We start from the raw sequence: 25,735 nt of genomic DNA on the forward strand, positions 1-25,735 counted from the left end.
CTTTGGTTATGCGCCCCGAGCGCAAACGAACGATAACCAAAAGCAGGCGCTGCGCCTGTTGGACCTACGGCCGGCGATTGGACGCGCGTCGCTGCAGGGACCCTGTATTACGACGCCGGGTCGTAATGGAAGACGCGCAATTCCTGTGCGCAGCGGCACGCTTCGGCGAGGCGGGCGGCCCATTCGATGGCGGCGTCGCGCGTGGGCAGTTCGAGGATGGTGAAGCCACCATTGAGCTTCGGCCCATCGGGGTATCCGTTATCGACTGTCGTGCCGTCCGCGGAGACGAGCGCGACCAGCACGCCTTCGTCGATGCCGCCGCCGAATATGTAGACGCCCGCGGCCTTGGCCTGTTCGATCACGGCGTGCGAGTCGCGTACGACATCGTCCCATTCGCCGTCGGGGACGATCATTGCGGGGGCGGGGAAGGAGATCAGGTATTTGGACATTTCGCGTTCCGTGTCGCGCGATTGCTCGCGTGCAGAAGAGCGTTTCGTGCGCTGACGCGCCCGAGTTACTTTTCTTTGCTGGTGCAAAGAAAAGATAACCAAAAGAAAGCACCTTCCCCGATCAGATCTACAGCTCGCGCTTCACAGGTCCATACGATCCGCACACTCGCCATCCTGGCTCGGGTGCGGACGGCGCGCGTCCTGCGCGCCGCCCTTCGGGTCTTGCGTGCTGCGCAGCAGTCGATGGTCAGGACCTCGCGGAATCGGGTACGACACTACCGCGACTCGGGATCCGCCTTACGGCGTCGCTGACCCGCTCGTGCGGGCGATGGTTTCATCGAGATGCCCGACGGGAATGCCGAGGAACGTAATGCGCCCGTGGTTCGAGAGCGTCGTGCCGTCGGGCGATAAGTCGAGCACCTGATGCATGCGTAGGCCGTGGCGGGGCGCGTAGCGAACCGAGAGCCGCTCGCCTTCCACGGTGGCGACGCCGGGGCCAGTCGCATCGCTGAGGGTGAACGTGTAACGGCCGTCTCCGACCGGGCGCACCAGCCACTCGCGCGAACGATCGGGTTCGCCCTGCATGTGCACCCACTGCGCGACGTGGAGTGTCCCGTCGGCGTCGCGATGGCCGCGGTTGTCGACCGTGTATGGGGTGGCGCGTCCGAAGCCGATCTTCAACGTGCCTGTGCCTTGCGATTCGCCCTCGAACATGGACAGGGGATCGGCGGCAGCGGGCATCGCGTGGGCGATCAGTGCCGTCGCAAGGACAAGAGGGAGCAGGCGGTGCATGAAGTCGATTAGCGCCTGCGCTCCGTGAGCGGGGCGGGAACGTCCGTCGCGTTCCGCTTGAGACAATGCTGGCCCCTCCGTCTACTCCGCACGGCTACCGTTTGTGTGGCGCGCCATGTTCGTCGCCCACTTCGGCGAGGTGCGTCGCGGTGTCGCGCTTGCTGATCAGTTCGAGTTCCTGTTGCACGAGACGCCCGATTGGCATGCCCTGGACGCCCGGTGCCGTAAACAACGCGGTGAATCGCACGCGAGCCGCGTCGAAACGCCCGAGGCGGCGCTCCAGTTCGCCGGCGATCTGCTGATACGACGCGCGTTCGTCCTTACTCATGCTCGAGTCTCGGAGGAGCAATACGTCGATGGAGTCGAGAGCTGCCTGCGCATATCGCGGGTAGCGAGGATCTTTCTCGACTTCCCATGTCGCTCGAAGCAGCGCACTCGCGATCTCGTTCTGCGGCGCACCCAGCTTTTCCATCAGGCGCGACGCGAGGAAGTAGTTCGACTCGCTCTTCTGCAGCGCCTGATAGTCGGGAGAGAGAACGAATGGTTGGAGTGTCTTAATTTCGGCCGGAGTGAAGTCCTGCTTGAACAGGACAAATCCATTCTTGGGGCATCTGGCCATGGGCCACGGGGACGCAATCGCGCCCACCGGGCGGCGATCAAGGTTCTGCCCGAATTGCGTGCCCGACATGGCAAGCGTCGCGGTGAATGCCTCGCCGCCGATCGGGCATTTGAGCTGGACGGGCATCAGCGTCATGGCCGGGGCGCTGTTGGACAACAAGGCGAGGGCCATCGTCGCGAGGAGGGCGATTCGTATCATGGGTACGGACTCGGGTGGCGTGGCTATGCGAACGCGCGCCGGGATTGAATGGGGTCAATCGTTGAGGGCGGCATCGAGCCCCGGGCACGCGACGCTTAGGGTTTTCGCAATGCCGTGGCTGCCCGCGTCCGCACGAAGCGAAAGTGAACTCGACGCCGTTAGCGCGTACTACGCGCCCAGCAGCTCGACCTCGAACTTCAGCGTGGCGTTGGGCGGAATAACGCCACCGGCGCCGCGCGCACCGTAGCCAAGTGCGGGCGGGATGATCAGCGTGCGCTTGCCACCTTCCTTCATGCCTTGCACGCCTTCGTCCCAGCCCTTGATGACCATGCCGCCGCCCAGCGGAAAGATGAAGGGCTCGCCGTGGTCCTTGCTGGAATCGAACTTCTCGCCCTGCTGGCCGTTCTCGTAGAGCCAGCCGGTGTAGTGCACGACCACGTTACGACCGGGCTTGGCTTCTGGGCCGGTGCCGACGACGGTGTCTTCGAATTGCAGGCCGGAGGCGGTGGTGGTGAGAGGCATGGGGCGTTCCTTGTGTGTTGATGAAAGCGCGTCAGCGAGCATTTTGGCTCAAGCCGACATCAGTTGGGTCGGAGTTGGCTTCTTCGCGACGATGAGAGAAGCGGTGCCCTGACGCGTGTTTCTCGTCGGGTGAGTAAAGGCGTTTCGTGCGCTGCGCGCCCGAGTCACTTTTCTTTGCTGGTGCAAAGAAAAGGTAACCAAAAGAAAGCACCTTCCCCGACGGATCTACAGCTCGCGGTTTGTGGGCTGTGGCGATCGCCACACTCGGCTCCTGCCTCGGGTGGCGACGGCCGACTTCCTGTCGGCCGCCCGTCGGGTCTTGTGTGGGGCGCTAGTGTCCGCGGCGGACAAGGAGCGCTGACCCAAACCTCTCAATTCGCCTGCCCATTCGTGGTCATTGCATTGCATGCAAGAGCATGCAATGCGCGTTCTTTCTGTAGCTGGGGGTCGGCCGCGTCCACATCCTTGCACGACGGGTGCGGTCCAAAAGCGTGCGACAGAATCGCGATGATCCTCGCGTTGCGGTCGAGTTGTTCCGATGACTGATCGCGGTAAAGCCTGCGATGTCGAGCGGCATCTATGATCGGGTCTAACGCCGCATTGGACTCAAAAGTCGGGCGCATGTCGGCAATGGTTTGGACCATCGCGGGATCGTTCGAGCGAATGGCCTGGACAAGCGTCCAGCCGGTTGCGCGGGCGCCCTGAGCTTGCAATAGCCGGGCCATCGTCGGGTTCCTGTTGCGTGCCGCATAGTCGAGCGGCGACATGCCCTGAGAGTTTGTTGTATTGACGTAACGAGATTCAGAAGGGTTTTGGAGATTGGCTTGCACGCGCGCGAGGTCATTGTCGTCCGCGGCAGCTGCGATAAGCGTATTGGGCAGATGCTCGCTCGACTTGGACACAATCAGTAGTCCAATGAAGAGCACCGGCAGCGCACCGGTCGAGATGGTTGCAGCCTTGACGCCCGTCGAACCCGAGAACAAAGAAACGATGATGCACAGCAGGCTGATGATGGCGGAAAGCCAAAGGCCTTCCGCTCGCGGGCCGCCGCCGAGCATTCCCACCGCGCAAGACGAGAGGTTCAGCAGCAGCATGGCGGAGCTGATCAGTGGCACCAGCATCCACGGCAGAGCGGCGCGCTTTTGAGTAGATATCACTCTGACCTCTTTCCGTGCGGAGACGTCAATTTCAATCTTGCCAAACCGCGCTTTCGACTATGGATCTGAGCTGGCTAAGGTTAGTGTCGTCAAGAATGTCGACGTCTCCCTGCGTCGCTTCTCGGATGCCTTTTCGAGCGCGTTCCACGCAGGCGACCATGGGAGGAATGATTGAGTTGGCAAAGTTTGCGAACTCGCGGACGTCGCTCGCACTTGTCGGGAGTCGATAGCCCTTCGAGCAACTAGAAATGATCACGTCTGCGTCTCTCAGTTTCGCGACGATGGCCGATCGAAATCGGTGGTCACTGATCGGTTCGCCCAAAGTCATCGCGACTTCACGCTTGAGCGCCTGCGTCGACAGGAAAGTACCGGAGTCAGCCCACGTGTGGTGGGCGATGAGCGTGTCTAGAAACGTCGCCTGTGCACGGGCGTCTGGGTGATCCGGGAATTGCACTAACGATTGCAGGTGGGACTCTGCTCGCTTCAGGCAGTAGCGCCGTATCCGCTCGTCGCTTTCGCTCGTGTGCTCTCCCAAAGGCATGAATGTCTCTTCACGAGACCGCGGCCAGACCGTTATTGCTACCGGGTCACGAAGCGCGTTGCGTAGCTCGTCCGAACGTGCGGAGAGTTTTTTGGCGTCATAGATGCGCGCAAGACTGCCGGCGTAAAAATCGGCGGCCTGCAATAGCACGTCGTGCCTGCTATCTCCGAACGAAAATTTTGCTTTTGCGAATAGGTCAGCGCGATATGACTTTTCGAAGTGTGCCTGCAGCTCGGCCTGGAACTCCGCGGTACCGTGCTCATCAATTATGATGTTGAAGTCGTCAGCACAAACGACGATCCGGTCGTATAGGCGTTTGGCGAAGAACTTGATAAAGCTCTTCTTGTACGCAAGCCCTGTTCGCCTATCGATATCGCCCTTCTTTGCGCAATAGGCGGCAACGAAAACGGGCAATTTGGACAGTTCGTGCACGAGGCGAAGTCGTCGGTCGTCGTGATCGGCGACGGAACTCGACTTCATTTCACCTGTTTGGAAGTGACGCCTCCTGATGGACCTCGGCTGCCAATCGAGCGTCAGCCAAATTGGCTGCGCGAACGCACACAGCTGCGACGATGTAAACGGAGGACACACCTTCCTTAGCGACGTCCAAGTGCGTGTCGCCATACTCGTCGACAAACACGTGGAGGCGATCCATGAGGTCTCCCAAAGAAAAAAGGTCGGGCCATCTTTGATGACCCGACCCGTTTGGCCGCGTAGGCGACGGTTTAGGTCACCCGCACTTGCTATACCCACAATTCAAGCAAGTCGCGCATCCATCCATCAGCACCAGCGCCTTCGTGCTGCACTTGTGGCACATGGTGGCGCTGGGCGGGAAGCTGGTGCCGTCGCCGGTGACGGAGACGCTTTCGTTCGATGCGGGCTGGCTGGCGCGCTCATAGGCGGCGCGCTTTTCGGCGATGTGGGCGCGCTGGTGTTCGCTCATCTCGGGGTCGTGGATCATGCCGATCGACTTGAGGTGGTCTTCGACCACGGCGCCGATCTCGGCGACCAGGCTCGGCATGTAGACGCCGCCGGCCTTGAAGTAGCCGCCGCGCGGGTCGAACACGGCCTTCATTTCGTCGACCAGGAACGTCACGTCGCCGCCCTTGCGGAACACGGCGGACATGATGCGGGTGAGGCCGACGATCCACTGGAAGTGGTCCATCGACTTCGAGTTGATGAAGACCTCGAACGGGCGGCGCTGCTCGTGCTCGGTGCCGGCGTTGAGCACGATGTCGTTGATCGTCACGTACATGGCGTGCTCGACCAGCGGCGTCTTGATCTTGTACGTCGAGCCGATCAGCACTTCGGGGCGCTCGAGGCGCTCGTGCATCTGGATGACGTCGGCGGTCTTCGCTTCGACGGGGGCGTTGGCGGTGGCCTGGGCGTCGCGCGCGCGGTCTTCGGCGCTGATCACGGTGTAGCCCTTGATTTTCTTTTCGATCTTGACGGCCATCGGCCCGTTCCCCGTGCTGCTTTCTATTGTTGATTGATGGACGCGTCGCGCGATGCGCCGTGTCGCGGAATCGAAGGAGCCGGCGGCGGACCGCCGGCTCCGGGTTACTGCGTGTTACGCGTTGGCGCGGCTGTCGCTGGTGCCACGGCCGCGGGTGGAGCCACCGCGCGACGCGCCCTTGCGTGCGCCGCCCTTCTTGGCCGCGGTCTTGCGACCGGCCGTCTTGGCGCCGCGCGTGCCCGCCGACTTCTTGGTGGCGGACTTGCGCGCCGTCGACGTGCGACCCGACGACTTCTTCGCAGCAGTGCGCGTGCCGGCGGCCTTGCGGGCGCCCGTCTTGCGCGTTGCGGCGCCCTTCTTGGCGGCGGCCGAGCGACGTGCGCTGGTCGCAGCCTTCTTCACTGCGCGACCGGCGCGCGTCACGGCCTTCTTGGCGGCCTTCTTCGCAGCGCCTACCTTGCGGGTCGTCGCGGCCTTCTTGCCGGCGGCGACGCGCGTGCTCGACTTGCGACCCGTCGTGCTGCGCGAACCGGCGGCCTTGCGGGCGCCCGTCGCCTTCCTTCGCCGTGCCCTTGCGAGCGCCGGCCTTCTTCGCGGTGGCCTTGCGGGCGCCCGTCGCCTTCTTCGCCGTGCCCTTGCGAGCGCCGGCCTTCTTCGCGGTGGCCTTGCGGGCACCCGTCGCCTTCTTAGCGGCGGCCTTCTTCGCCGTCGACTTGCGCGCGCCTGCCTTCTTGGCGGTGCCGCTCGACGCGCCGGCGCTGGTGCCTGCGGACTTGCGTGCGCCGGCCTTCTTGGCAGCGGACTTGCGCGCACCGGTCTTCTTGGTGGCGGCGCGGGCTTCCTTGCGCGCGGCGGCGCTGGTGCGGGCGAGGCTCTTCTTTGCGGTCTTGACGGCACGACCGACAGCGCCGGCTGCGCTGCTGGCGGTCTCGGTGACGCGGTCGACTGCGGTGCTGGCGGTATCGGCGATCGCGCTGCCGATGTTGGTGGCGGTCTCGGCGACGGTGCTGGCCGCGTTCGACAGCGTGGCGGTCACTCCATTTCCATTGCTCATGGGAACGCCCTCCTCGGGGCTTTGTTATGCGGAATCGGGATAACGGGGATGTAGCGTTATCGCGGCGACCTATACCGGCGCTGCGCACAACACGGTGTGAAAACTACGCGTACTGCATCGGGGTTTTTGACGGGACCGATGCGTTCCTGACGAAGCGACGGAACGCTGCGCTCCTCGCGCGCCGGGTACGTGGCCCGGCGCGTCGCGGAATGCCGGTCAGAACTTGCCGTAATAGCCTTCCTTCAGCGCATCGAACAGGTTGGCGGCGGTGTGCTTCTCGCCGTCGTATTCGATCTCCTCGTTGCCGCGCACTTCCACCACCGAACCGTCTTCCAGCTCGAAGCGGTAGGTGGTGTTTTCCAGGTCCTTTTCCTTGACCAGCACGCCCTGGAAGGCGGCCGGGTTGAAGCGGAACGTGGTGCAGCCCTTGAGGCCCTGCTCGTGGGCGTAGCGGTAGATGTCCTTGAAGTCCTCGTACGGGTAATCCGTCGGGACGTTCGCGGTCTTGGAGATCGAGCTGTCCACCCACTTCTGCGCCGCGGCCTGCACGTCGACGTGCTCCTTCGGCGAGATGTCGTCGGCGGCGATGAAGTAGTCGGGCAGGGCGGCTTCGGGGTCTTCGGCGAACGGCATCGCCTTGTCGTTGATCAGCTCGCGGTAGGCGAGCAGCTCGAACGACCAGACGTCGACCTTTTCCTTCGACTTCTTGCCTTCGCGGATCACGTTGCGGCTGTAGTGGTGCGCGAAGGACGGCTCGATGCCGTTCGACGCGTTGTTCGCCAGCGACAGCGAGATGGTGCCGGTGGGCGCGATCGAGCTGTGGTGGGTGAAGCGCGAACCGACCTCGGCGAGCTCGGCGACCAGCTCCGGAGCGGCCTCGGCCACGCGCTGCATGTAGCGCGAGTACTTGGCGTGCAGCACCTTGCCGGTGATCGAATCGCCGACCTTGAAGCCGTCCTTCCCCATTTCCGGGCGCTTGCGCAGCATCTCGGCGGTGACGGCGAATGGTCTCGTCCATGATGGGGGCCGGGCCCTTCTCCTTGGCGAGCTCGAGGCCCATTTCCCAGCCGGCGACGGCCATTTCGCGCGCGATCTGCTCGGTGAATTCGCACGACTCCTTCGAGCCGTACTTCATGCGCAGCATGGTCACCGTGCTGCCCAGGCCGAGGAAGCCCATGCCGTGGCGACGCTTGCGCATGATCTCGTCGCGCTGCTGCTGCAACGGCAGGCCGTTCACTTCGACCACGTTGTCGAGCATGCGGGTGAACACGCGCACGACTTCGCGGTATTCGTCCCAGTCGAACGTGGCCTGGTCGGTGAATGCGTTGCGCACGAACTTGGTGAGGTTCACCGAGCCCAGCAGGCAGGCGCCGTACGGCGGCAGCGGCTGCTCACCGCAGGGGTTGGTCGCGCGAATGGTTTCGCACCACCAGTTGTTGTTCATCTCGTTGACGCGGTCGATCAGGATGAAACCCGGCTCGGCGTAGTCGTACGTCGAGACCATGATCATGTCCCACAGGTGCCGCGCACGGATGTGGCCGTAGATGCGGCAGGCGACCAGGCCGTCGTCGCGCGTGACGTAGTTGCGGTGCGTCGGCCATTCGCGCCAGACCACCTGCTCTTCGTTCGTCAGGTCGAGGTCGTTCTGTTCCTTGACGTGCACCGGGAACACCAGCGGCCAGTCGCTGTCGTCGGCCACGGCCTGCATGAAGCCGTCGGTGATCAGCAACGAGAGGTTGAACTGGCGCAGGCGACCGTCTTCGCGCTTGGCGCGGATGAAATCCTTCACGTCCGGATGCGAGACGTCGAACGTGCCCATCTGCGCGCCGCGGCGGCCGCCGGCCGAGGACACGGTGAAACACATCTTGTCGTAGATATCCATGAAGGACATCGGGCCCGACGTGTACGCGCCGGCGCCGGCGACGAACGCACCCTTCGGGCGCAGCGTCGAGAACTCGTAGCCGATGCCGCAGCCGGCCTTCAGCGTCAGGCCCGCTTCGTGGACCTTCTCGAGGATGCCGTCCATCGAGTCTTCGATCGTGCCCGACACGGTGCAGTTGATCGTCGACGTGGCGGGCTTGTGCTCAAGCGCGCCGGCGTTCGAGGTGATGCGGCCGGCGGGGATGGCACCGCGGCGCAGCGCCCACAGGAAACGCTCGTTCCAGTACTTCTGCTTCTCGCCGGTCGGCTCGGCTTCGGCCAGCGCCTTGGCGACGCGCTGGTAGGTGCCGTCGATGTCGGCGTCGATCGGCGCGCCGGTCTTGGCCTTGAGCCGGTACTTCTTGTCCCAGATGTCCAGCGAGGCCGGTTGAAGCGGGACGTCCCCATCGGATTTCGGGGTCTTGGCCATGCCAACTACCTCCAGGCGCACCGTGCTCATTCCTGCGTCATCTCCGGTCAAGGCCGCGCCGAGGCGGCCGAATAATTTGGGCTCGACCGCCGTCTTCGCGCCGGTCGTAATTGGGGTTGTGTTCCACGGGCGACAGTCCGTCGAAGCGGCCGTGAAACCACTCGAAAGGGCGTCGGGATCTGTGGGCCGGAGCCTCCGCTCCGACGCCTGCTACCTCAACCTATTCCCCGTCGAGCCGTCGTGAACCACTAAGTCTTGTGGTCCGCGCGAAGACGTCACGCTACGCTCACGGCCCCGCACACGTCAACGACTTGACGACATTCACATGTCACTTTTCGCGACGTTTCCATGCTGCGATGCGGCGGCCCGACGAGCGGTGGCGGGAACTGCGCCAAGCGGCAGCGGTCGGTGATGCACTTGAATCGAATCCGCGGCGCCGCGACATCCGTCACGCGACCGCCGCCCTGCCTGACGAGGACCGTGATGGCTTCCCCCCGCAGCACCTTGCTCACCCTTTCGCTGGCCGCCGCGTTCGGCGGTTTCGTCGCCACCGCCTGCCGCGAGGCGATCGACCACGAAGCGCAGGCCGCGCCCGCGCTCGCCATTCCCACCGCAGCCGCGCTTCCCGCCGCGGTCGGGTCGACACCGATGCCTTCGCTCGCGCCGATGCTGGCGCGCGTCACCCCCGCGGTGGTGAGCGTGCATTCCAAGCAACGCGTGCGTGTCAGCCCGTTCAACGACCCGGTGTTCGCGCAGATGTTTCCGGGCCTTACGCAGGAGCGCATCAGCGAATCACTGGGCTCGGGCGTGATCGTGGACGCCGCGCGCGGGCTGATTCTCACCAACCACCACGTCATCGAAGGCGCGGAGCAGGTGTCGATCACGCTCGCGGACGGACGCACGCTGCCCGCCGAATTCCTCGGCAGCGATCCGGACACCGACATCGCGGTGATGAAGGTCAAGGCTACCAACCTGCAGGCGATCAACTTCGCCAATTCGGACCAGTTGCGCGTCGGTGATTTCGTCGTCGCCGTCGGCAACCCGTTCGGCATCGGCCAGACGGTGACCAGCGGCATCGTGTCCGCGGTCGGCCGCAGCGGCCTGCCCGGGCTGGGCTACCAGAACTTCATCCAGACCGATGCGTCGATCAATCCGGGCAACTCCGGCGGCGCGCTGGTGAACCTCAACGGCGAACTGGTCGGCATCAATACCGCGAGCTTCAATCCGCGCGGCGCGATCGCCGGCAACATCGGCCTGGGCTTCGCGATTCCGGCGAATCTCGCGCACAGCATCGCCGAGCAATTGCTCACGAACAAAGTCATCCGGCGCGGCACGTTCGGGCTGGAAACGCAGGACCTCACCGACCCGATCGCACGCGGGCTCGGCATCAATGCCGACGGCGGCGCGGTGGTGACGCGCGTGTTCGCGGGCTCGGCGGCGGCGCAAGCGGGATTGCGAGCGGGCGACGTCATTACGTCGGCGAACGGCCAGCGCATTACCGGTCGCGACGCGCTGCGCAACTTCGAAGGCCTGCAGAGCCTGACCAGCCGCGTGACGCTGCAGGTGCTGCGCGCAGGCAAGCCGGTGCAGGTGCAGATCGGCCTGCAGGAACAGCCTCGCGCGGTGGCCGGTGCGGACATCGACCCGCGCCTGACGGGCGCATCGTTCGCGGAATTGCCCGCCAGTCTGCGCAATGCCGGCGTCTCGGGCGTGCTCGTCGAATCCGTCGCACGTGGCTCGCGCGCAGCGCAGAATGGCCTGCAAACCGGGGATGTGGTGCTCGCATCGTCCACCGGTTCCTTCGACGATCTACCGGCCTTCCGCGCCGGCTTCACGCAGCGACCGGCAGATTTGGCGCTGCGAGTGCTGCGCGGCAATCAGCAGGGCGTCCTGCCCATGCGGTGACCCGCCCGATTTCCACGGATCCCAGGAGACAGCGTCAATGGCCACCAACAACAACGGTTCGTCGAGCGAAGTGGCGACGACCGGTACCTTCCGCTCCAACATCGGCGAAGCCGGCACCAGCCTGAAGCAGGCGGCCGTCGATACCGGTGATGCACTCAAGAACGCGGCCGTCGCGGCCGGAGAGGAACTGCGCGTGGGCAAGGCCAACCTCAAGGCGGATCTCGCCGACACCGCCCTCGCGGGTATCGCTGCCGCAGAAGTCGCCGGTGGCGCCGCGCGCGAGCAGATGGACCAGTTGATGGACAAGGGTCGCGATCTCGTCGACAGCGCCGCGGAACTGATCCGCGAACGTCCGCTGGCGAGCTTCGGCGTCGCCTTCGCTGCGGGCTGGCTGATCGCGAAGCTGGCGCGCGGCGGCGGCAACGACCGCTGAGTCGATCCGTGACCGGCGCGGACAGCGCAAACGATACGCAGCGCCCGGATCCCAAGGATCCGGGCGTTTCGCATGACGGCGCCTCGTTGCCGCCGGATCTCGAGGAATCGCTGCGACAGGTGATGGCTGCCGGCCGGTCGAGCATGACCGCGGCGAACGATGCGTCCAAAGCCTTCCGCGCGCTGATCGCCGCCGACATCTCGCTGGCGCGCAGCGCGGCGGGGCGGTCGATGGCCTTCGTCGGCCTCGCCATCGCGTTCGGCGCGAGCGCGTGGCTGCTGTTGATGGCCGGCACGATCACGATGATGGTTGGTCGCGGCGGTATGTCGTGGACCACCGCCTCGCTCGTTTGCGCGGCGGTGAGCATCATCGCCTGCGCGCTCGCGTCGTGGCTGGCGATGCGCTACTTCGAACACACGCGCATGCAGGCCTCGCGTCGGCAGCTCGCGCGTCTGGGCTTCGGTGAGCTCGCCGACTTCACGCCGACGCCGGGTTCCGCGCGATCGGCGAAGGACGTCGCCGACGCGAATCTCGAAACCGCGTCGGGCGAGCCGGTCAAGGACAAGGTCGGCGTGCCCGTCACGCCGCCCTGAGAGACGAATCCATGGGCACGTCATTCAAGCAGCTCATCGAGAAGGTCGAGAGCGCCGAACTCGCGCTCGAAGCGCGGGAGCGCCAGGTCGCGGCCGACTGGCGCCAGCTCAAGTCGTCATGGAAGTCGGGATGGACGCCGGGGCGCATCGTGCTCGCGGGCCTGGTGTCGGGCTTCATCGTCGGCCGCATCGAGCCGGCGAAAAGCGTCGCCAAGGGCAGTTCCATCATGCAGATGATCACCGCGCTGTCCGGCCTCTTCGCCAGCGCGACCGCCCAGCACGCCGCCACCCACATGGACAACGTCGCCGACGATGTCGGTGACGTGGCCGACACCGTGCAGGCCGCGGTTCCCGACGCAGTGCCCCTCGACAACTGACGAATGACGAGCACGACCCCGCAGCACACCGTGGTTGAACCGGGCGACCCGATCGCCCCACCGCCCGACGACTCGACGCACGCCATGCATGCGCGCCCGCGCGCGTCGCTGCCGATTGTCGTGCTCGCCGTGCTCGCCACCGGATTCACGATGTGGGCCGCGCAGGGCCTGATCCTGCCGGTGCTGCTCGCGATGTTCTTCGCACTGGTCGGCAACCCGATCATCCGCGTACTCAAGCGCATCTACGTGCCGCGTTTTCTCAGCGCGTTGCTGGTGATCACGCTGGGCTTCGCGGGTGCGGTGGTACTGGTCGAACAACTGGTGCAGCCGGCGACGCAGTGGGTGCACGACGCGCCCAGCGGCATCCGCTCGCTGGCGCCGAAGGTGCGCGAGCTGATCAAGCCCGTGCACGAGGCGAACCAGGCGGCGCAGCGCATCGCTCGCGCGGCCACGGCGGGCGCGGGCGGTGAAACGCGCAACGTGCAGGTGGTGCGCACCGAAGCCAGCGACCCGTATCGCTGGCTGATGAGCACGCCGAAGATCGTGAGCTCGCTGCTCGCGGTCGTGCTGCTGACGTTCTTCTTCATGGTCTACGGCGAGAACCTGCAACAGCACGCACTCGCGCTGTTGCCGACACGCCAGCAGCAACGCATCACCGTCGAGATCCTGTCGTCGATCGAACGCGAGATCTCGCGTTACGTGCTGACGATCAGCGTCATCAACTTCGTGGTCGGCGTGGTGATCGCGGGCGCGCTCAACTGGATGGGCGTGCCGCCACAGGAAGCATTGCTGTGGGGCACGATGGCATTCCTGCTGAACTTCGCGCCCTATGTCGGCCCGCTGATCGGCATCCTGACGCTGCTGCTCATGGGCTTCCTGCGCTTCGAAGGCTGGATGGCGCTGGCACCCGCAGGCGTCTACCTGCTCGTGCACACGCTCGAAGGCCAGCTGCTCACGCCGATCCTGCTCGGACGCAGCATGCGTCTGTCGCCGCTGATCCTCATCCTCGCGCTGATGGTGTTCGGCTGGGTGTGGAGCATGATCGGCCTGCTGCTCGCGGTGCCGCTGCTCGTCTGCGTCAAGCTCGTGCTGTCGCGCATCGAAGGCATGGAAGGCTGGGCGCGGCTGCTGGAATAAGGCTCAACGCGCGAACGGCGACGGCCCGTAGAAGCGCGCGAGATGATCGGCCACCGCGGGATACGCGCGACGCAAAACGTCCGGCGCACTGAAGTGGTATTCGCTGACGACCGCGAAGAACTCGTCCGGCGCTTCGGCGGCGTATTCGTCGATCGGCGCGCGTCGGCCGCGCTCGAGCCGCGCGGTCAGTGCATCGAACGCCTGCTGGAAATCGCGACTCCACTGCGCGTGCCAATCCGATGGCAACGGCGGCGTGCCGTCGAGTTCGCCATCGAGTAGATCGATCTTGTGCGCGATCTCGTGCACCGCAACGCAGAAGCCTTCGTTCGGTGACGCGCAATCGGCCTGCACGTCGGCCCACGACAGGATCAGCGGGCCGGCTTCCCAGGCTTCGCCGATCAGTTCGTCCTCGCCTTCGTGCAGTACACCCGCGGCGTCGACATGACTTCGATTCACGCGGAACGCGTCGGGATATACGATGAGTTGCGACCAGCCGCGCAGGCCGGCGATGCCGATCTCCAGCACGGGCAGGCAACACACGGCGGCGAGCAGCGCCCGGTCGCGATCGTCGAGTTCGAGGTCGTCCACCGGCGTGATCGCGCGATTGCGCAGGAACCACGCGGCAAGGCACGACAGGCGTTCGCGACGCGGTGCATCGAGCGCAGCCGCCCACGGCAGATGCGCGACGACATGGGCGTCGAGTTCGTCGGGAAGCGGAGTGCCGGGTCGATCCGGCCGCGCGAGGCGACGAAGCCAGCCGATCACGCGTCAGCGGAACATGCCCGGCAGGAAGCTGTGCCAGCGCGCACGGGGCGCGTTGCCGACATCGCCGTGCACGCTCGGGCGCACATGCGACTGCGGCGGGGCGACGTCGCGGATGGGTGCGGCGGGCTTGCGGGGCTCGGCCTTGGCGGCCGGCATGGTGTCGCTGGCTGCACCGCTGTCCGGGCTGCTCAGGCGCACTTCGCGCGCCGCGACATCGGCGCAGGCGAGAAGCAACAGCAGGCACAGGACGGTACGGTGCATGGACAACCCCCGGTCCGGCCGTATGCCGGAACCCCGTGAGAATAACGCGAATCCCCGGGCCGGGCCCTGCCGGACGTCGGCACCCGTTCAGGGCCGCCATAATGGCTCGATGCCCCCCGCCAGCCCCGACCGAACGCCCCGACCGATGGACGACCGCGCCCTGCTGCGGGCGCTGGCCGATGGACCGGTCTCGGGCGATGCGCTGGCCCGTACGGCCGGCACGACCCGCGCCGCGGTGTGGAAACGCATCGAAGCCCTGCGCGAGGCCGGCGTGCCGGTCGAGGCCGCCGCGGGCAAGGGTTACCGGCTGGCGATGCCGCTGGATCTTCTCGACGTCGATACGATCCGCGCCGCGCTGCCGGCTGACGTCACCGCCGGGCTCGCCGCGCTCGACGTGGACTGGTCGATCGATTCCACCAACACCGCACTGCTGCGCGAGCCGGCACCGACGCATGGCGCACGCGTGCTGTTCGCCGAGCGCCAGACCGGCGGGCGCGGGCGGCGCGGCCGCACTTGGCAGTCGCCGCTGGGCGCAAGCCTGCTGGTATCGGTCTCGCGTGCGTTCGATGGCGGCCTTGCGCGCTTGGGCGGGCTGAGCCTCGTCGCGGGCATCGCGACGGCATCCGCGCTGCGAGCGGCTGGGTTGGACACGGTCGGCCTCAAGTGGCCGAACGACGTGGTGGTCGAACAGGGCGGCGCGCTGCGCAAGCTCGGCGGCCTACTCGTCGAAGGTGGCGGCGAGCACGGCGGCCCGGCGCGCGCGGTTATCGGCATCGGCCTCAACGTGCGTCTGCCGGCCACCGCGGCCGGTGCGATCGACCAGCCGTGGATCGACATCGCGACGCTCGGCGATGCGCCCTCGCGCAACGCGCTAGCGTCGATGCTGCTCGCGCATCTGCTGCCGGCGCTCGATGCGTTCGATCGCGACGGCTTCGCACCGTTCGCCGCGCGCTGGAACGAGTTCGACGTGCTGCGCGATCGCGACGTCGTGCTCCATCTGCCGGACCGCACCGAAGCCGCGCGCGTGCTCGGCCTTGCCGACGATGGCGCGCTGCGCGTGCGTACCGACGGCGGCGAACGCAGCGTGCATGCCGGCGAAGTCAGCCTGCGAGTCGCTGCATGAGCGCGTGGCTGTTCGACCTCGGCAATACGCGGCTCAAGTGCGCGCCGCTTGTCGACGGCGCGGTCGGCGATGTGCACGCAGTGCCGCATGCCGCGGGCGAGCTCGCGGCTGCGCTCGACGCGGTACTGCCGCCGCGCTTCGATGTCGCCTACGTAGCGAGTGTCGCCGGGGAAGCATTGCGGGTGGAGTTGCTCGATGCACTGGTCGCGCGCTGCCCCCGTATCGAACTCGTACGCACGCAGTCGCGGTTTGCCGGGCTCCGCATCGCATATCCGGTGCCCGCGCGCCTCGGTGTCGATCGCTTCCTCGCCATGCTCGGCGCGCGACGCCACATCGCCGGCGCGTCGCTGGTCTGCGGCGTCGGCACTGCGCTGACCATCGACCTGGTCGACGCGGACGGCGTGCATCGTGGCGGCCGCATCGCGCCGTCGCCCGAACTCATGCGCGAAGCGCTGCACCAGCGCGCATCGCAACTGCCGGTGATTGGCGGTGACTGGGTCGATTGGGCGGACGACACCACCGACGCGCTCGCGTCCGGCTGCAACGGCGCCGCGCTCGCGTTGATCCGCGATGCCTACGACTCCGCGACGTCGACGCTCGGCGCCGAACCGACCCTGCTGCTGCACGGCGGCGGCGCGCATGCACTGCACAAGCGGCTGCCAGGCTCGCGATTCGCGGCCGCGCTGGTGCTCGACGGCCTCGCGTGTTGGGCCACGACATGAGCCACGTCACGCCGCGTCGCCACGTTATGCAAACCGCGCTCGATAGAATCGGCCGATGCTGATGCGTGCGCTGCTCGTGCTGTTGCTGGTGCTCAACGCGGGCGTCGCCGCGTGGTGGGCGCTGCACGCGCCGACCGCCGAGAGGTCGCTGCCCATGCTGCCTGCGGACGTGCCGACGCTGCAGCTGGTCGGCGAGCCTGCCGCGCCGGTGCGTGTCACCGGCACCGCCGCGAGCGCGCCGGTCTCGCTGCGCTGCTATCGCTACGGCCCATTCTCGAACGCCACCGCCTTCGCCGCGGCGCGTACCGCGATCGCGAACCAGGTGGCATGGACCGCGACCGCCGAGCAGCTCGCCGGTACCCCGCGCGCCTGGCGCGTCGTTCTCCCGCAACCCGATCGCGCGACCGCCACGGCGACCGCCGCCCGCATCGGCGCCGCCGGTTTCAGCGATTTCCTGGTCATGCCGGAGACGGGCGCAGACGCGAACAGCATCGCGCTCGGCCGCTACCGCAACGAGGTGTCGGCTCGCGAGCGCGTCGCGGCGCTGGCGAAGGCCGATTTCCCCGCACAGGCCGAACCGGTCGGCGCACGCGTCGTGCAATGGCTGGACGTCGCGGCTTCGCCGGCGTTCGCCGCACATTCGGCGACGCTGGGCCTCGACGGCGCGCCCATCGATTGCGCCGGAGTCGTCCGCGACGGGCGCTACACTATCCCCGGGCCGGCTTAGCTCAGTCGGTAGAGCAACTGATTTGTAATCAGTAGGTCGTCGGTTCGATTCCGACAGCCGGCACCAATCGTGGTAGCGCCGCGGCCCGCATCGCTCAATGCCTTCGCTTATACGACCGCTCCGCAGCCTTCGGGGCTAGCGGCAGGAACTCGGTCGGTACTTGTTTGCAATCGCGCCGCCCGAGCAGTTCCAGGAAATCGAACCTGCTTGGTCGACCGGGCTGAGCGTGAGCCCGACGCCGCTCGCCTTGATCTTGCTGCTTGTGGCGGCTTCGTTGAACACGAGATTGATCTTGCCCGACAAGACAGTCGTGCTCGTAACGTACTTGCCCTTGATCGACGTGTTCGTCGCCAAGCCCGCGTTCGAGTTGCCACCAGGCCAAGCGCCGTAGTTCGCGAAGTACTCGGAAACGGCGGATTTCGCTTCTGCCGAGAGGCTCAAGCCTTCCGAGACCTGCGCACGCGCGACATAGTCTTGGTAGGCCGGCAGCGCGATGGCCGCCAGGATCGCGATGATCGCAACAACGATCATGACTTCGATCAGCGTAAAACCCTGCTGGGTCTTCATGACGTATCCCTAGATGGATTCTTGTGCATCGCAACCAGCGGTGGCGACGGTAAAAATCTAGCGGCGCCGACCAGCGCGTAGACGCCATTTCGTCGTTCTGGGATCGACATCGCGGATGGCAGTCTTGGTGAGCTGCCCCGCTATGTCAGCTTTGGACCGCCACTGTCGCTCAGCGACCCCTGACAGCCGTTCAGCACTCGGCCGCAGCACGCGCCTGCGCGAAACAAGCGCGACGCCGGGCCGGACGACTGCCGGGCTCGAGGACCGGGGCGGTTGGGAGCGGCCATGCACCTCGCGCTTGTCGACCAGGGCTCAGTGCCCGTTGGGTGTTCCAGGAGACGTCGATCCTTACCGGCGTATGCCTTTCGCGTCGGTCTGCCGGTTAGGTCCAGCCCGACGGACGAAGTGCGCGCGGTGCTGTAACGTGGCCCCGTCGCGGCCGGGGGGCATCGCGAGGGAGAACACCCGTGTCCGCACGGGCTGCATCGCGCTGGGAAGCACTCGAACTGCGCACGACGCTTCCGCAGGTGGTCGTCGGCTCGGTGCTGTTCGCGTTCGCCGCGATGCTCGCGCTTGCGCTGGGTCGCGTGACTGGCGGCACTGCCTCGTTGTGGATCGCGAACGCGCTGGTGGTCGGTTACTCAGTGCGTCGCCCGGACGCGCGCGTCGCGCCCATGGTCGCGATCACGTTCGTCGGCACGCTGCTGTCGGCAGGTTTCCCGTGGCAGTACTGGCAGGCGGTGATCGCGGCTGGCGTTGCCAATGCGATCGAAGTCGGCATCGTGCTCGCGTTGTTCCGCCGCATGCGCCTGGGTGTCGACGACCAACCCGACGGCGCACGCGTGCTCACTGGGCTCGCGATCGCCGTTGCTCTCGCACCTGCGGTCGGTGCGCTGCTGGGCGCGTCCGTGCCGGGCCCGACCACGTCCTGGACCGAGCTGTTCCTGCGCTGGTTCTTCGCCGATGCGTTCGGCATGTTCGTGGTGCTGCCGTTCGCATGGTCGTACTCGCATGCGGAGCGACGCGAGCTGACGCGGGGCCTTCGCGGCGCGGAACTCGCGGCCTGCATCGTGGCCGCGGCTGCGGTGTCGTTCGTCGCGGTCACGCAGCTGCGTCATCCCTACGCAATCATCGCGCTGCCGCTGCTCGCGGTGGCCACGCGCGGCGTACTCGCGACCGCGATCTGCAACGTCGTGGTGATCGCGACGGTGGTGACGGTGACGTCGCTGCAGCAGCACGGCGTGCTCACATCGCCAGCGTCGGCGGGCGATCCTGCGCTGCAATTCGCATGGTTCCAGGCCTGTGTCAGCGCGATCGGCCCGCTGTTCGTCGCCGTGCTCACCGCAGACCGCGACCGCGAACGCGAGCGCGCCGCGCAGACGGCCGAGCGCCTGCAGGTGATCGCCGACAACCTGCCCGCATACGTTGCCGAACTCGGCCCCGACCTGCGCTATCGCTTCGCCAACCAGAAGTACTTCACCTGGCAGGGCAAGACGCCCGCAACGCTGATCGGCAAGACGCCGGCCGATGCATTGGGCGAAGCGGCGGCGCGCGGCGTGCTTCCGTACATGGAACGCGTGCTCGCCGGCGAGCCACAGCGCTTCGAGTTCGAGCTCGCGGGCCAACGCCTCGATGTCTTCTACGAACCGCTGCCGCATTCCGGCGGTTTCGTGCTGCTGGCGCACGACGTGACCTGGCGCTACGAAGCCGAACGTCGCTTCCGTCATCTGCTGGAATCCGCGCCCGACGCGATGGTGCTGTTCGACCCCGCGACACGGCACATCCTGCTGGTGAACCACCAGGCGGAGCTGATGTTCGGCCGCCTACGTGCTGACCTGCTCGATCATCGCGTCGCCGACTTCGTCGAAGGCTTCGACCGCCTCGATCCCGATGCGATCCGCGGGCATCTCGACGCACGCGCATCGCGTACGCAGGGCGACGTTCTCGAGTTGCAGGCTTTTGACGCGAGCGGCGCGCAATTCCCGGTGGAAGTCGTGCTGAGTGAGCTGCGTGCCGGCGACAGCGTGCAGCTGGTCGCTGCGATCCGCGACGTTTCGGCGCGTCGCCGCACCGAGCGCGCGCTACACGAAGAGCGCGAACGCGCGCAGGTCACGCTCAATTCGATCGGCGATGCGGTGGTGACGTACGACACCGCGCGTGTCGTCACCTCGCTCAATCCGATCGCCGAAGCGATGACCGGGCTCACGCGCGAACGTGCGATCGGCCAGCCGCTGCACGAAGTCGTGCGCCTGCATCATGCGGACGGCCGACCGGAATCGCGCGAAGGCGCCGCGCTGCTGCATCGGCACGATGGACAGGAACTGCACGTCGAATACGCGCATTCGCCGATCAGTGATGGCGATGGTCAGGTCGTCGGTGGCGTAACCGTTTTGCGCGATGTCAGCGAAGTGCGCGCGATGGCCGAGCGCATGTCGCATCTCGCACAGCACGACTACCTCACCGGCCTGCCGAACCGCGTGCTGCTGCAGGATCGCCTGTCACAGGCGATCCACCAGATCGGCCACGGTGCGCACGGCGCGGTGTTGTTCGTCGACCTCGACTTCTTCAAGACCATCAACGATTCGCTTGGACACCAGGCCGGCGATCGCGTGCTGCAGGAAGTCGCGCGTCGCCTCGCGGGCGTCGTCGATACCGAAGACACGGTGAGCCGTCAGGGTGGCGACGAGTTCGTGCTGCTGCTCACGCGTTTGTCGGATCCGAGCGACGCCGCACGCGTCGCCGAACGGCTGATCGCCGCGATCGAAGCGCCGATCGACATCGACGGCCGCGCGCTGCATGTATCGGCGAGCGTCGGCATCGCGCTGTTCCCGGAAGATGGGCAGGACATCCGCACGCTCACCAAGCAAGCCGACACCGCGCTTTACCACGCCAAACAAAGCGGTCGCGGGCGTTACAGCTACTTCACCGCGGTGATGAGCGAGCGCGCCGACCAGCGCCTGCGCATGGAAAGCGAGTTGCGCACGGCCGTCGGCGACGACCAGTTGTTCCTCGTGTACCAGCCGAAGATCCGCCTGCCGGCTCGCACGATCTCCGGCATGGAGGCACTGGTGCGCTGGCGACATCGCGATGGCCATGTCGTGCCGCCCGGCGATTTCATTCCGGTCGCGGAAGAAACCGGATTGATCGTGTCGATCGACGAATGGGTGCTGCGCGAAGCCTGCCGACAGAACCGCGCGTGGATCGATGCAGGCCTACCGGAGTTGCCGGTCGCGGTGAACCTGTCGCTCGCGCGATTCGATCCCGAGCGCATCGTCGGCGGCATCGCGCGTGCATTGAGCGACAGTGGCTTGGCGCCGTGGCTGCTCGAAGTCGAGCTCACCGAAAGCCAGATGCTCGATCACAGCGAGCGTGCGTCGCAACTCATCCAGGGCATCCGGAAGCTCGGCGTCCGCGTGTCGGTCGACGATTTCGGTACCGGATATTCGAGCCTCGGCTATCTCACGCGGCATCGCTTCGACACCATCAAGATCGACCGCTCCTTCGTGCAGGGCCTGCCGGGCGAGGCCGGGCAGAAGGCGGTGGTCGAAGCGATTCTCGGCATGGCGCGTGCGCTGGATTACCGCGTCGTCGGCGAAGGGGTAGAGACTGACGAGCAGGCGAACGCGCTGCTCGCACTCGGCTGCCACGAGATGCAGGGCTTCCTGCTCGGTCGTCCGATTCCGGCGAACGAAATGGAACAGCGCCTGCGTACCGGCCCGATCGCGCCGCTTTCGCCGTCGCCTCACCCGGAGCGCGCCACCCTCGAACCGTCCCGATAACGAGGAGCACGACATGGCACGCAACTTCCCCGGTGGTGCGCCGGTCAGCGGCATCGAAGGCCAGAGTGGCGACGACCCGACCGCGCGCGGCGGTGACCGCATCGACACCCAGATCGACGATCGCCAGGCGATCGAAGGCCGCGAGGACGACGACCTCGCCGCAGACAGCGAAGCCGAAGCCTGGCGACAGGGCGCGCGCAGCACGCCGTCCGCCGCCGACGTTCGTAGCGACGACCAGGGCGTCCCGAACGGCGAGCCGCGCTGACGCAACGGAGCGCGCCGGGCCGGCCGATACAATGCGGCCACCGGCCGGGCCTGCTGGGGCGGGGTTGTCGCGGCGCCCGGGCGTGGAGACACGCATGTCCCGTTCCCTTCTCCCCGTCACCCTGATCGGGGCGCCGACCGACGTCGGCGCCGGCCACCGCGGTGCGCGGCTCGGCCCCGAAGCCCTGCGCATCGCCGGTCTCGGTGAAGCACTGCTCGCCCGCGGCGTCGATGTGCTGGACCGCGGCAACATCGACGGCCCGCGCAATCCGTGGCTCGACGCGGTCGACGGTTACCGCCACATCGCCGAGGTCACCGAGTGGAACCGCCTCGTGATGGAGGCCATGTACGCCGAACTGGCCGGCGGCCGCATGCCGATCCTGCTCGGTGGCGACCACTGCCTCGGCCTCGGCTCGATCACCGGCGTCGCCCGCTGGTGCCGCGAGCAGGGCAAGAAGCTGCGCGTGCTCTGGCTGGACGCGCATGCCGACTTCAATACGAGTGACGTCACGCCGTCCGGCAACATCCACGGCATGCCGGTCGCGTGCCTGTGCGGCATCGGTCCGATGCCGTTGACGCATCTCTCCGGCACGGCGCCCGCGGTGCGCGCCGAAGACATCCGCCAGATCGGCATCCGTTCGGTCGACGAAGGCGAGCGACGCCTGATCCGCCAGCACGGCCTCGACGTCTACGACATGCGCTACATCGACGAGATCGGCATGCGTGCGGCGATGCTCGAAGCACTCGATGGCCTCGACGACGACACGCATCTACACGTGAGTTTCGACGTCGACTTCCTCGACCCGTCGATCGCACCGGGCGTCGGCACCACGGTGCTCGGCGGGCCGACGTATCGCGAAGCATCGCTGGTCATGGAAATGATTTGCGACACCGGTCGACTCGGCTCGCTCGACATCATGGAACTCAATCCGCTGATCGATGATCACAACCGCACCGCGATCCTGGCGGTCGATCTCGTCGAGAGCCTGTTCGGCAAGTCGACGTTGCTACGTGATTGATGCGTGATCGCGTCGTCGGCATGAACGCATCATGACGACCAACGCCTTCACGAAGCGACGGTCGACGCCGGTTTCACACGCTTGCCTGTGTCATGCGGCCACGGATTTCCCATGCCGCGTTTGCGGCGACCCTGGAGATGACACCATGAAGCGTCTGACTGCCCTGCTGCTCCTTGCCATGTTCTCGATGAGCGCTCTCACCGCCTGCAACACGATGGCCGGCGCCGGTAAGGACGTCCAGAAGGTTGGCGAAAAGGTCGAAGACAAGGCCCAGGATTGCAAGGACGCGCATTGCTGATACGCGCGTCGTGAAATGAAAAAGGGCCGGAGCGATCCGGCCCTTTTCTTTTGCGCGATGTATTTGCGCAACGCGAGATCGCATTACCAGCCCGGCGGCGGATCCGGCACGAATCCGCTGCCCGGAAACGCGCGCGGCTCGCGCGGATCGCGGTCGCGATACGGAATGATCCCGCGCTGCGCGAGCGCGTAGCGGTCGTCGTAACGGATCTCGCTGACCTGCACGGGCGTGCGGCTCGCGCGTACGAAGCCGGTGCGCGAGACCGGCGAGTATTCGGCGTCGCCATGGCCGGTGCCGATCGACTGCGCCTTCGCGGCCGGCGCAGCATTGCGCGCGGCACTGGCGTCCTCGGCGCGACGCTCGGGCATGTAGACCGGCGGAGGCGGCGGCATCGGCCGCGCCTCATCGAACACCGCGATGCCGATGACGCCGACATTGCGCGCACGCCCGGTGCGCGCGGCATAGCTGTCGCGCAGGTCGGAGAAATAGAACTGCGCGACGTTGTCCAGCGACTTGCGCCAGCCGGTGATGTCGGTGGTCGCATACGGTTCGAGCACGTAGCCGGCTTGGCCCGCGCTCGCGGTCTGGCCGGTCACCACGTTGACGCCGTCGACGCTGAGCACCACCAGCACGCGCTCGCCGCTGTGGTTGGCCAGACGCACCGCATAGCGATGGCCCGTTGTGCCCGGCACCCAGGCCTGGCCGCGGTAGGCGTATTCAGGCAGCGCGCCGTAGGTGTCGCGGTCGACGATGGAGAGGTCGACGCGGCCGTCGTTCCAGCTGCGTGCGTGGGCGGCGCCGGCGAGGGCGAACAGGGCGGCGAAGGCGAGGGCGGCACGGGATCGGCGGGACATGGCGACGCTCGGCGGTGGAGTGCAGTCGTCAACGCGCGACCCGGGCGGACGGGGTTCCGCGCCACGCCTGCGTTCACGCGCAGTTGCGCCGGGCGACCCGACCGCGCGCGGTAAACTCGCCGGCCACACCGTTTCGCGCATCACGATGACCCGCACCCGCGTCCTTACCGGCATTACCACCTCGGGCACGCCGCACCTGGGCAATTACGCCGGCGCGATCCGCCCGGCGCTCGAGGCCAGCGGCGATCCGTCGGTCGAGAGCTTCTATTTCCTCGCCGACTACCACGCGCTGATCAAGGTGCAGGATCCCGCGCGCGTGCAGCGCTCGACGCTGGAGATCGCCGCCAGCTGGCTCGCCGCGGGTTTGGATCCGGCTACCGTCTGGTTCTATCGCCAGAGCGATATCCCCGAGATTCCGGAACTCACCTGGCTGCTCACTTGCGTCGCGGGCAAGGGCATCCTCAACCGCGCGCACGCCTACAAGGCGGCGGTCGACCGCAACCGCGAAGCGGGCGAGGACGACGATGCCGGCATCACCGCCGGCCTCTTCATGTACCCGGTGCTGATGGCCGCGGACATCCTGATCTTCAACGCGGATAAGGTGCCGGTCGGCCGCGACCAGATTCAGCACATCGAGATGGCGCGCGATTTCGGTCAGCGCTTCAATCATCTGTACGGCGAACACTTCACGCTGCCCGAAGTGACGATCGCCGAGAACGTGGCGACGCTGCCCGGGCTCGACGGCCGCAAGATGAGCAAGAGCTACGACAACGTGATCCCGCTGTTCGCCCCGCGCGAGCAGCTGAAGAAGCTGATCTATTCGATCGTCACCGATTCGCGTGCACCGGGCGAACCCAAGGACGCCGACGCGTCGAACGTGTTCCAGATTTACCAGGCGTTCTCGACTGCGGAACAAACCGGCGAGATGCGTCGCGCGTTCGAGAGCGGTATTGCGTGGGGCGAGGCGAAGCAGGCGCTGTTCGAGCGCATCGACGCCGAGATCTCGCCGATGCGCGAGAAGTACGAAGCACTGATCGCGAAGCCCGCGGACATCGAAGCAGTGCTGCGTGACGGCGCGTCGCGGCTGCGCGCACGTTACGCGACACCAGCGCTCGCCGCACTGCGCGATGCGGTCGGCCTGCGCGATCTCTCCAAGGTCAGCGTGACGACATCCGATGTCGACGAACGCCCGGCACCCGCAATGTTCAAGCAGTACCGCGAGAACGACGGCAAGTTCTACTTCAAGCTCGTGCGCGGTGATCGCGTGCTGCTGCAGAGCACCGGCTTCGACGCGCCGCGCGACGCAGGCCAGCGCGTGGCCGCGCTCAAGCAGGCGGCGAAGCTCGACGACGATGCACTGCTCGCCAACGGCGCGACCCGCGATGAAGTGGAGGCGGCGCTTGCGCAGATGGCGGAGGCCGCGGCATGAGCATGTCCGTGCAGCAGATGCTGGCGCTGATCCTGTTCCTGCCGTGGTTCGCGATCCTGGTCGGCCTGTTCTGGTTCTATCCGAAGCAGCCGCGCAATGCGGCGCGTCGCCTGTTCGACCTCGCATCGATTGCGGTCGCACTGGTCGCGTTCGTGCTGATGATCCGCTGGGCGCATGGCTATGCGGTGCCGACCGGCACGGCGGGCAACATCTGGCGACAGGTGCTCGCCACCACCGCGGGCTATGCGGTGTTCCTCGGTGTGATGGCGGTCGCATGGTTCCTGCGACGTCGCTGGCTGCGCGGCACGTCGTCGAACCGATAAACGGCGTTTAAACCTTCGCGA

General features: G+C 66.5%; 24 protein-coding genes, 1 tRNA gene and 3 pseudogenes. 15 read left to right on the forward strand and 13 right to left on the reverse strand.

The genetic code is table 11. From position 1 onward, the window contains the following. Positions 1-107: 107 nt before the first annotated feature. The 10 genes and pseudogenes from ACVWZN_RS14375 to ACVWZN_RS14420 form a co-directional block, all read right to left on the reverse strand. On the reverse strand, positions 108-449 hold the full coding sequence (locus ACVWZN_RS14375; protein ID WP_456954403.1) for a YciI family protein: 342 nt from the start codon (positions 447-449) through the stop codon (positions 108-110). A 297-nt stretch (positions 450-746) separates the two neighbouring features. Further along, positions 747-1,190 (reverse strand): DUF3833 family protein, encoded by a 444-nt coding sequence (locus ACVWZN_RS14380; RefSeq protein ID WP_456954404.1) that lies wholly within the window; start codon positions 1,188-1,190, stop codon positions 747-749. Between the two features lie 145 nt (positions 1,191-1,335). Then, positions 1,336-2,058 carry a hypothetical protein gene (locus tag ACVWZN_RS14385; RefSeq protein ID WP_456954405.1) on the reverse strand — a complete coding sequence of 241 codons (723 nt, stop codon included), beginning with the start codon at positions 2,056-2,058 and terminating at the stop codon, positions 1,336-1,338. A gap of 168 nt (positions 2,059-2,226) precedes the next feature. Continuing rightward, a complete protein-coding gene (locus ACVWZN_RS14390) occupies positions 2,227-2,580 on the reverse strand; it encodes an FKBP-type peptidyl-prolyl cis-trans isomerase (protein ID WP_456954406.1) in 354 nt (117 codons plus the stop codon). Positions 2,581-2,951: 371 nt separating this feature from the next. Further along, on the reverse strand, positions 2,952-3,674 hold the full coding sequence (locus tag ACVWZN_RS14395; RefSeq protein WP_456954407.1) for an ankyrin repeat domain-containing protein: 723 nt from the start codon (positions 3,672-3,674) through the stop codon (positions 2,952-2,954). Between the two features lie 94 nt (positions 3,675-3,768). Next, entirely contained in the window at positions 3,769-4,902 is a 1,134-nt protein-coding gene (locus tag ACVWZN_RS14400) for a DUF3800 domain-containing protein (protein ID WP_456954408.1), read from the reverse strand. Between the two features lie 106 nt (positions 4,903-5,008). Then, on the reverse strand, positions 5,009-5,734 hold the full coding sequence (locus ACVWZN_RS14405) for a TSCPD domain-containing protein (protein WP_456954409.1): 726 nt from the start codon (positions 5,732-5,734) through the stop codon (positions 5,009-5,011). 114 nt (positions 5,735-5,848) lie between these two features. Then, complete coding sequence (locus tag ACVWZN_RS14410; protein ID WP_456954410.1) at positions 5,849-6,157, reverse strand: hypothetical protein; 309 nt, start codon at positions 6,155-6,157, stop codon at positions 5,849-5,851. A gap of 193 nt (positions 6,158-6,350) precedes the next feature. Then, positions 6,351-6,788 (reverse strand): annotated as a pseudogene (locus tag ACVWZN_RS14415) (hypothetical protein); the annotation flags it as partial. Positions 6,789-7,004: 216 nt separating this feature from the next. Beyond that, positions 7,005-9,168 (reverse strand): annotated as a pseudogene (locus ACVWZN_RS14420) (adenosylcobalamin-dependent ribonucleoside-diphosphate reductase). 453 nt (positions 9,169-9,621) lie between these two features. Between ACVWZN_RS14420 and ACVWZN_RS14425 the strand changes: the two are divergent. The 5 genes from ACVWZN_RS14425 to ACVWZN_RS14445 are packed head-to-tail and all read left to right on the forward strand — an operon-like array spanning position 9,622 to position 13,583. Further along, on the forward strand, positions 9,622-11,043 hold the full coding sequence (locus tag ACVWZN_RS14425) for a trypsin-like peptidase domain-containing protein (RefSeq protein ID WP_456954411.1): 1,422 nt from the start codon (positions 9,622-9,624) through the stop codon (positions 11,041-11,043). A 37-nt stretch (positions 11,044-11,080) separates the two neighbouring features. After that, a complete protein-coding gene (locus tag ACVWZN_RS14430; RefSeq protein ID WP_051235578.1) occupies positions 11,081-11,476 on the forward strand; it encodes a hypothetical protein in 396 nt (131 codons plus the stop codon). An 8-nt stretch (positions 11,477-11,484) separates the two neighbouring features. Then, positions 11,485-12,069: a phage holin family protein gene (locus tag ACVWZN_RS14435; RefSeq protein WP_456954412.1), complete on the forward strand. Its 585-nt coding sequence runs from the start codon at positions 11,485-11,487 to the stop codon at positions 12,067-12,069. Between the two features lie 11 nt (positions 12,070-12,080). Next, positions 12,081-12,446 carry a hypothetical protein gene (locus ACVWZN_RS14440; protein WP_456954413.1) on the forward strand — a complete coding sequence of 122 codons (366 nt, stop codon included), beginning with the start codon at positions 12,081-12,083 and terminating at the stop codon, positions 12,444-12,446. A gap of 3 nt (positions 12,447-12,449) precedes the next feature. Next, complete coding sequence (locus ACVWZN_RS14445) at positions 12,450-13,583, forward strand: AI-2E family transporter (RefSeq protein ID WP_456954414.1); 1,134 nt, start codon at positions 12,450-12,452, stop codon at positions 13,581-13,583. A 3-nt stretch (positions 13,584-13,586) separates the two neighbouring features. On the opposite strand, the pseudogene ACVWZN_RS14450 reads toward ACVWZN_RS14445, so the two are convergent. Then, positions 13,587-14,385, reverse strand: a pseudogene (locus ACVWZN_RS14450) (M90 family metallopeptidase). A gap of 369 nt (positions 14,386-14,754) precedes the next feature. Between ACVWZN_RS14450 and birA the strand changes: the two are divergent. The 4 genes from birA (at position 14,755) to ACVWZN_RS14470 (ending at position 17,247) form a co-directional block, all read left to right on the forward strand. After that, positions 14,755-15,732, forward strand: coding sequence for a bifunctional biotin--[acetyl-CoA-carboxylase] ligase/biotin operon repressor BirA (gene birA, locus ACVWZN_RS14455; RefSeq protein ID WP_456954415.1), 978 nt, complete (start codon positions 14,755-14,757; stop codon positions 15,730-15,732). Next, positions 15,729-16,454: a type III pantothenate kinase gene (locus tag ACVWZN_RS14460; RefSeq protein ID WP_456954416.1), complete on the forward strand. Its 726-nt coding sequence runs from the start codon at positions 15,729-15,731 to the stop codon at positions 16,452-16,454. Before birA ends, ACVWZN_RS14460 begins: the two co-directional genes overlap by 4 nt. A gap of 55 nt (positions 16,455-16,509) precedes the next feature. Continuing rightward, positions 16,510-17,181, forward strand: a complete 672-nt coding sequence (locus tag ACVWZN_RS14465; protein ID WP_456954417.1) for a hypothetical protein — start codon at positions 16,510-16,512, stop codon at positions 17,179-17,181. Then, positions 17,172-17,247 (forward strand) — tRNA-Thr (locus tag ACVWZN_RS14470). The genes ACVWZN_RS14465 and ACVWZN_RS14470 overlap by 10 nt, the downstream gene beginning before the upstream one ends. A gap of 69 nt (positions 17,248-17,316) precedes the next feature. On the opposite strand, the gene ACVWZN_RS14475 is transcribed toward ACVWZN_RS14470, so the two are convergent. Then, positions 17,317-17,748: a pilin gene (locus ACVWZN_RS14475; RefSeq protein ID WP_456954418.1), complete on the reverse strand. Its 432-nt coding sequence runs from the start codon at positions 17,746-17,748 to the stop codon at positions 17,317-17,319. A 467-nt stretch (positions 17,749-18,215) separates the two neighbouring features. Between ACVWZN_RS14475 and ACVWZN_RS14480 the strand changes: the two genes are divergently transcribed. From ACVWZN_RS14480 to ACVWZN_RS14495, 4 genes are all read left to right on the forward strand, one after another. Continuing rightward, positions 18,216-21,527, forward strand: coding sequence for an EAL domain-containing protein (locus ACVWZN_RS14480; protein ID WP_456954419.1), 3,312 nt, complete (start codon positions 18,216-18,218; stop codon positions 21,525-21,527). 13 nt (positions 21,528-21,540) lie between these two features. Further along, complete coding sequence (locus ACVWZN_RS14485) at positions 21,541-21,792, forward strand: hypothetical protein (RefSeq protein WP_456954420.1); 252 nt, start codon at positions 21,541-21,543, stop codon at positions 21,790-21,792. A 94-nt stretch (positions 21,793-21,886) separates the two neighbouring features. Beyond that, positions 21,887-22,810: an arginase gene (gene rocF / locus ACVWZN_RS14490; RefSeq protein ID WP_027083974.1), complete on the forward strand. Its 924-nt coding sequence runs from the start codon at positions 21,887-21,889 to the stop codon at positions 22,808-22,810. A 145-nt stretch (positions 22,811-22,955) separates the two neighbouring features. After that, positions 22,956-23,108, forward strand: a complete 153-nt coding sequence (locus ACVWZN_RS14495; RefSeq protein WP_027083973.1) for an entericidin A/B family lipoprotein — start codon at positions 22,956-22,958, stop codon at positions 23,106-23,108. 83 nt (positions 23,109-23,191) lie between these two features. Here ACVWZN_RS14495 and ACVWZN_RS14500 read toward each other — a convergent pair whose 3' ends face one another. Beyond that, positions 23,192-23,962, reverse strand: a complete 771-nt coding sequence (locus tag ACVWZN_RS14500; RefSeq protein WP_456954421.1) for a hypothetical protein — start codon at positions 23,960-23,962, stop codon at positions 23,192-23,194. 145 nt (positions 23,963-24,107) lie between these two features. On the opposite strand from ACVWZN_RS14500, the gene ACVWZN_RS14505 reads away from it, so the two are divergent. Together ACVWZN_RS14505 and ACVWZN_RS14510 are read left to right on the forward strand one after the other, a co-directional pair. Then, complete coding sequence (locus ACVWZN_RS14505) at positions 24,108-25,391, forward strand: tryptophan--tRNA ligase (protein WP_456954422.1); 1,284 nt, start codon at positions 24,108-24,110, stop codon at positions 25,389-25,391. Continuing rightward, entirely contained in the window at positions 25,388-25,714 is a 327-nt protein-coding gene (locus tag ACVWZN_RS14510; RefSeq protein ID WP_027083970.1) for a hypothetical protein, read from the forward strand. Before ACVWZN_RS14505 ends, ACVWZN_RS14510 begins: the two co-directional genes overlap by 4 nt. The last annotated feature ends 21 nt before the right edge of the window (positions 25,715-25,735 follow it).

Source organism: Lysobacter sp. HA35, from assembly GCF_054061195.1.

Excerpts from the sequence above, each read along its gene's own strand:
- birA (WP_456954415.1), top strand. The coding sequence starts at position 14,755 with ATGGACGACCGCGCCCTGCTGCGGGCGCTGGCCGATGGACCGGTCTCG.
- ACVWZN_RS14510 (WP_027083970.1), top strand. The coding sequence starts at position 25,388 with ATGAGCATGTCCGTGCAGCAGATGCTGGCGCTGATCCTGTTCCTGCCG.
- rocF (WP_027083974.1), top strand. The coding sequence starts at position 21,887 with ATGTCCCGTTCCCTTCTCCCCGTCACCCTGATCGGGGCGCCGACCGAC.
- ACVWZN_RS14485 (WP_456954420.1), top strand. The coding sequence starts at position 21,541 with ATGGCACGCAACTTCCCCGGTGGTGCGCCGGTCAGCGGCATCGAAGGC.
- ACVWZN_RS14405 (WP_456954409.1), bottom strand. The coding sequence starts at position 5,734 with ATGGCCGTCAAGATCGAAAAGAAAATCAAGGGCTACACCGTGATCAGC.
- ACVWZN_RS14440 (WP_456954413.1), top strand. The coding sequence starts at position 12,081 with ATGGGCACGTCATTCAAGCAGCTCATCGAGAAGGTCGAGAGCGCCGAA.
- ACVWZN_RS14475 (WP_456954418.1), bottom strand. The coding sequence starts at position 17,748 with ATGAAGACCCAGCAGGGTTTTACGCTGATCGAAGTCATGATCGTTGTT.
- ACVWZN_RS14425 (WP_456954411.1), top strand. The coding sequence starts at position 9,622 with ATGGCTTCCCCCCGCAGCACCTTGCTCACCCTTTCGCTGGCCGCCGCG.
- ACVWZN_RS14400 (WP_456954408.1), bottom strand. The coding sequence starts at position 4,902 with ATGGCGACACGCACTTGGACGTCGCTAAGGAAGGTGTGTCCTCCGTTT.
- ACVWZN_RS14375 (WP_456954403.1), bottom strand. The coding sequence starts at position 449 with ATGTCCAAATACCTGATCTCCTTCCCCGCCCCCGCAATGATCGTCCCC.
- ACVWZN_RS14385 (WP_456954405.1), bottom strand. The coding sequence starts at position 2,058 with ATGATACGAATCGCCCTCCTCGCGACGATGGCCCTCGCCTTGTTGTCC.
- ACVWZN_RS14445 (WP_456954414.1), top strand. The coding sequence starts at position 12,450 with ATGACGAGCACGACCCCGCAGCACACCGTGGTTGAACCGGGCGACCCG.
- ACVWZN_RS14465 (WP_456954417.1), top strand. The coding sequence starts at position 16,510 with ATGCTGATGCGTGCGCTGCTCGTGCTGTTGCTGGTGCTCAACGCGGGC.
- ACVWZN_RS14460 (WP_456954416.1), top strand. The coding sequence starts at position 15,729 with ATGAGCGCGTGGCTGTTCGACCTCGGCAATACGCGGCTCAAGTGCGCG.
- ACVWZN_RS14380 (WP_456954404.1), bottom strand. The coding sequence starts at position 1,190 with ATGCCCGCTGCCGCCGATCCCCTGTCCATGTTCGAGGGCGAATCGCAA.
- ACVWZN_RS14500 (WP_456954421.1), bottom strand. The coding sequence starts at position 23,962 with ATGTCCCGCCGATCCCGTGCCGCCCTCGCCTTCGCCGCCCTGTTCGCC.
- ACVWZN_RS14395 (WP_456954407.1), bottom strand. The coding sequence starts at position 3,674 with ATGCTGCTGCTGAACCTCTCGTCTTGCGCGGTGGGAATGCTCGGCGGC.
- ACVWZN_RS14495 (WP_027083973.1), top strand. The coding sequence starts at position 22,956 with ATGAAGCGTCTGACTGCCCTGCTGCTCCTTGCCATGTTCTCGATGAGC.
- ACVWZN_RS14430 (WP_051235578.1), top strand. The coding sequence starts at position 11,081 with ATGGCCACCAACAACAACGGTTCGTCGAGCGAAGTGGCGACGACCGGT.
- ACVWZN_RS14505 (WP_456954422.1), top strand. The coding sequence starts at position 24,108 with ATGACCCGCACCCGCGTCCTTACCGGCATTACCACCTCGGGCACGCCG.
- ACVWZN_RS14390 (WP_456954406.1), bottom strand. The coding sequence starts at position 2,580 with ATGCCTCTCACCACCACCGCCTCCGGCCTGCAATTCGAAGACACCGTC.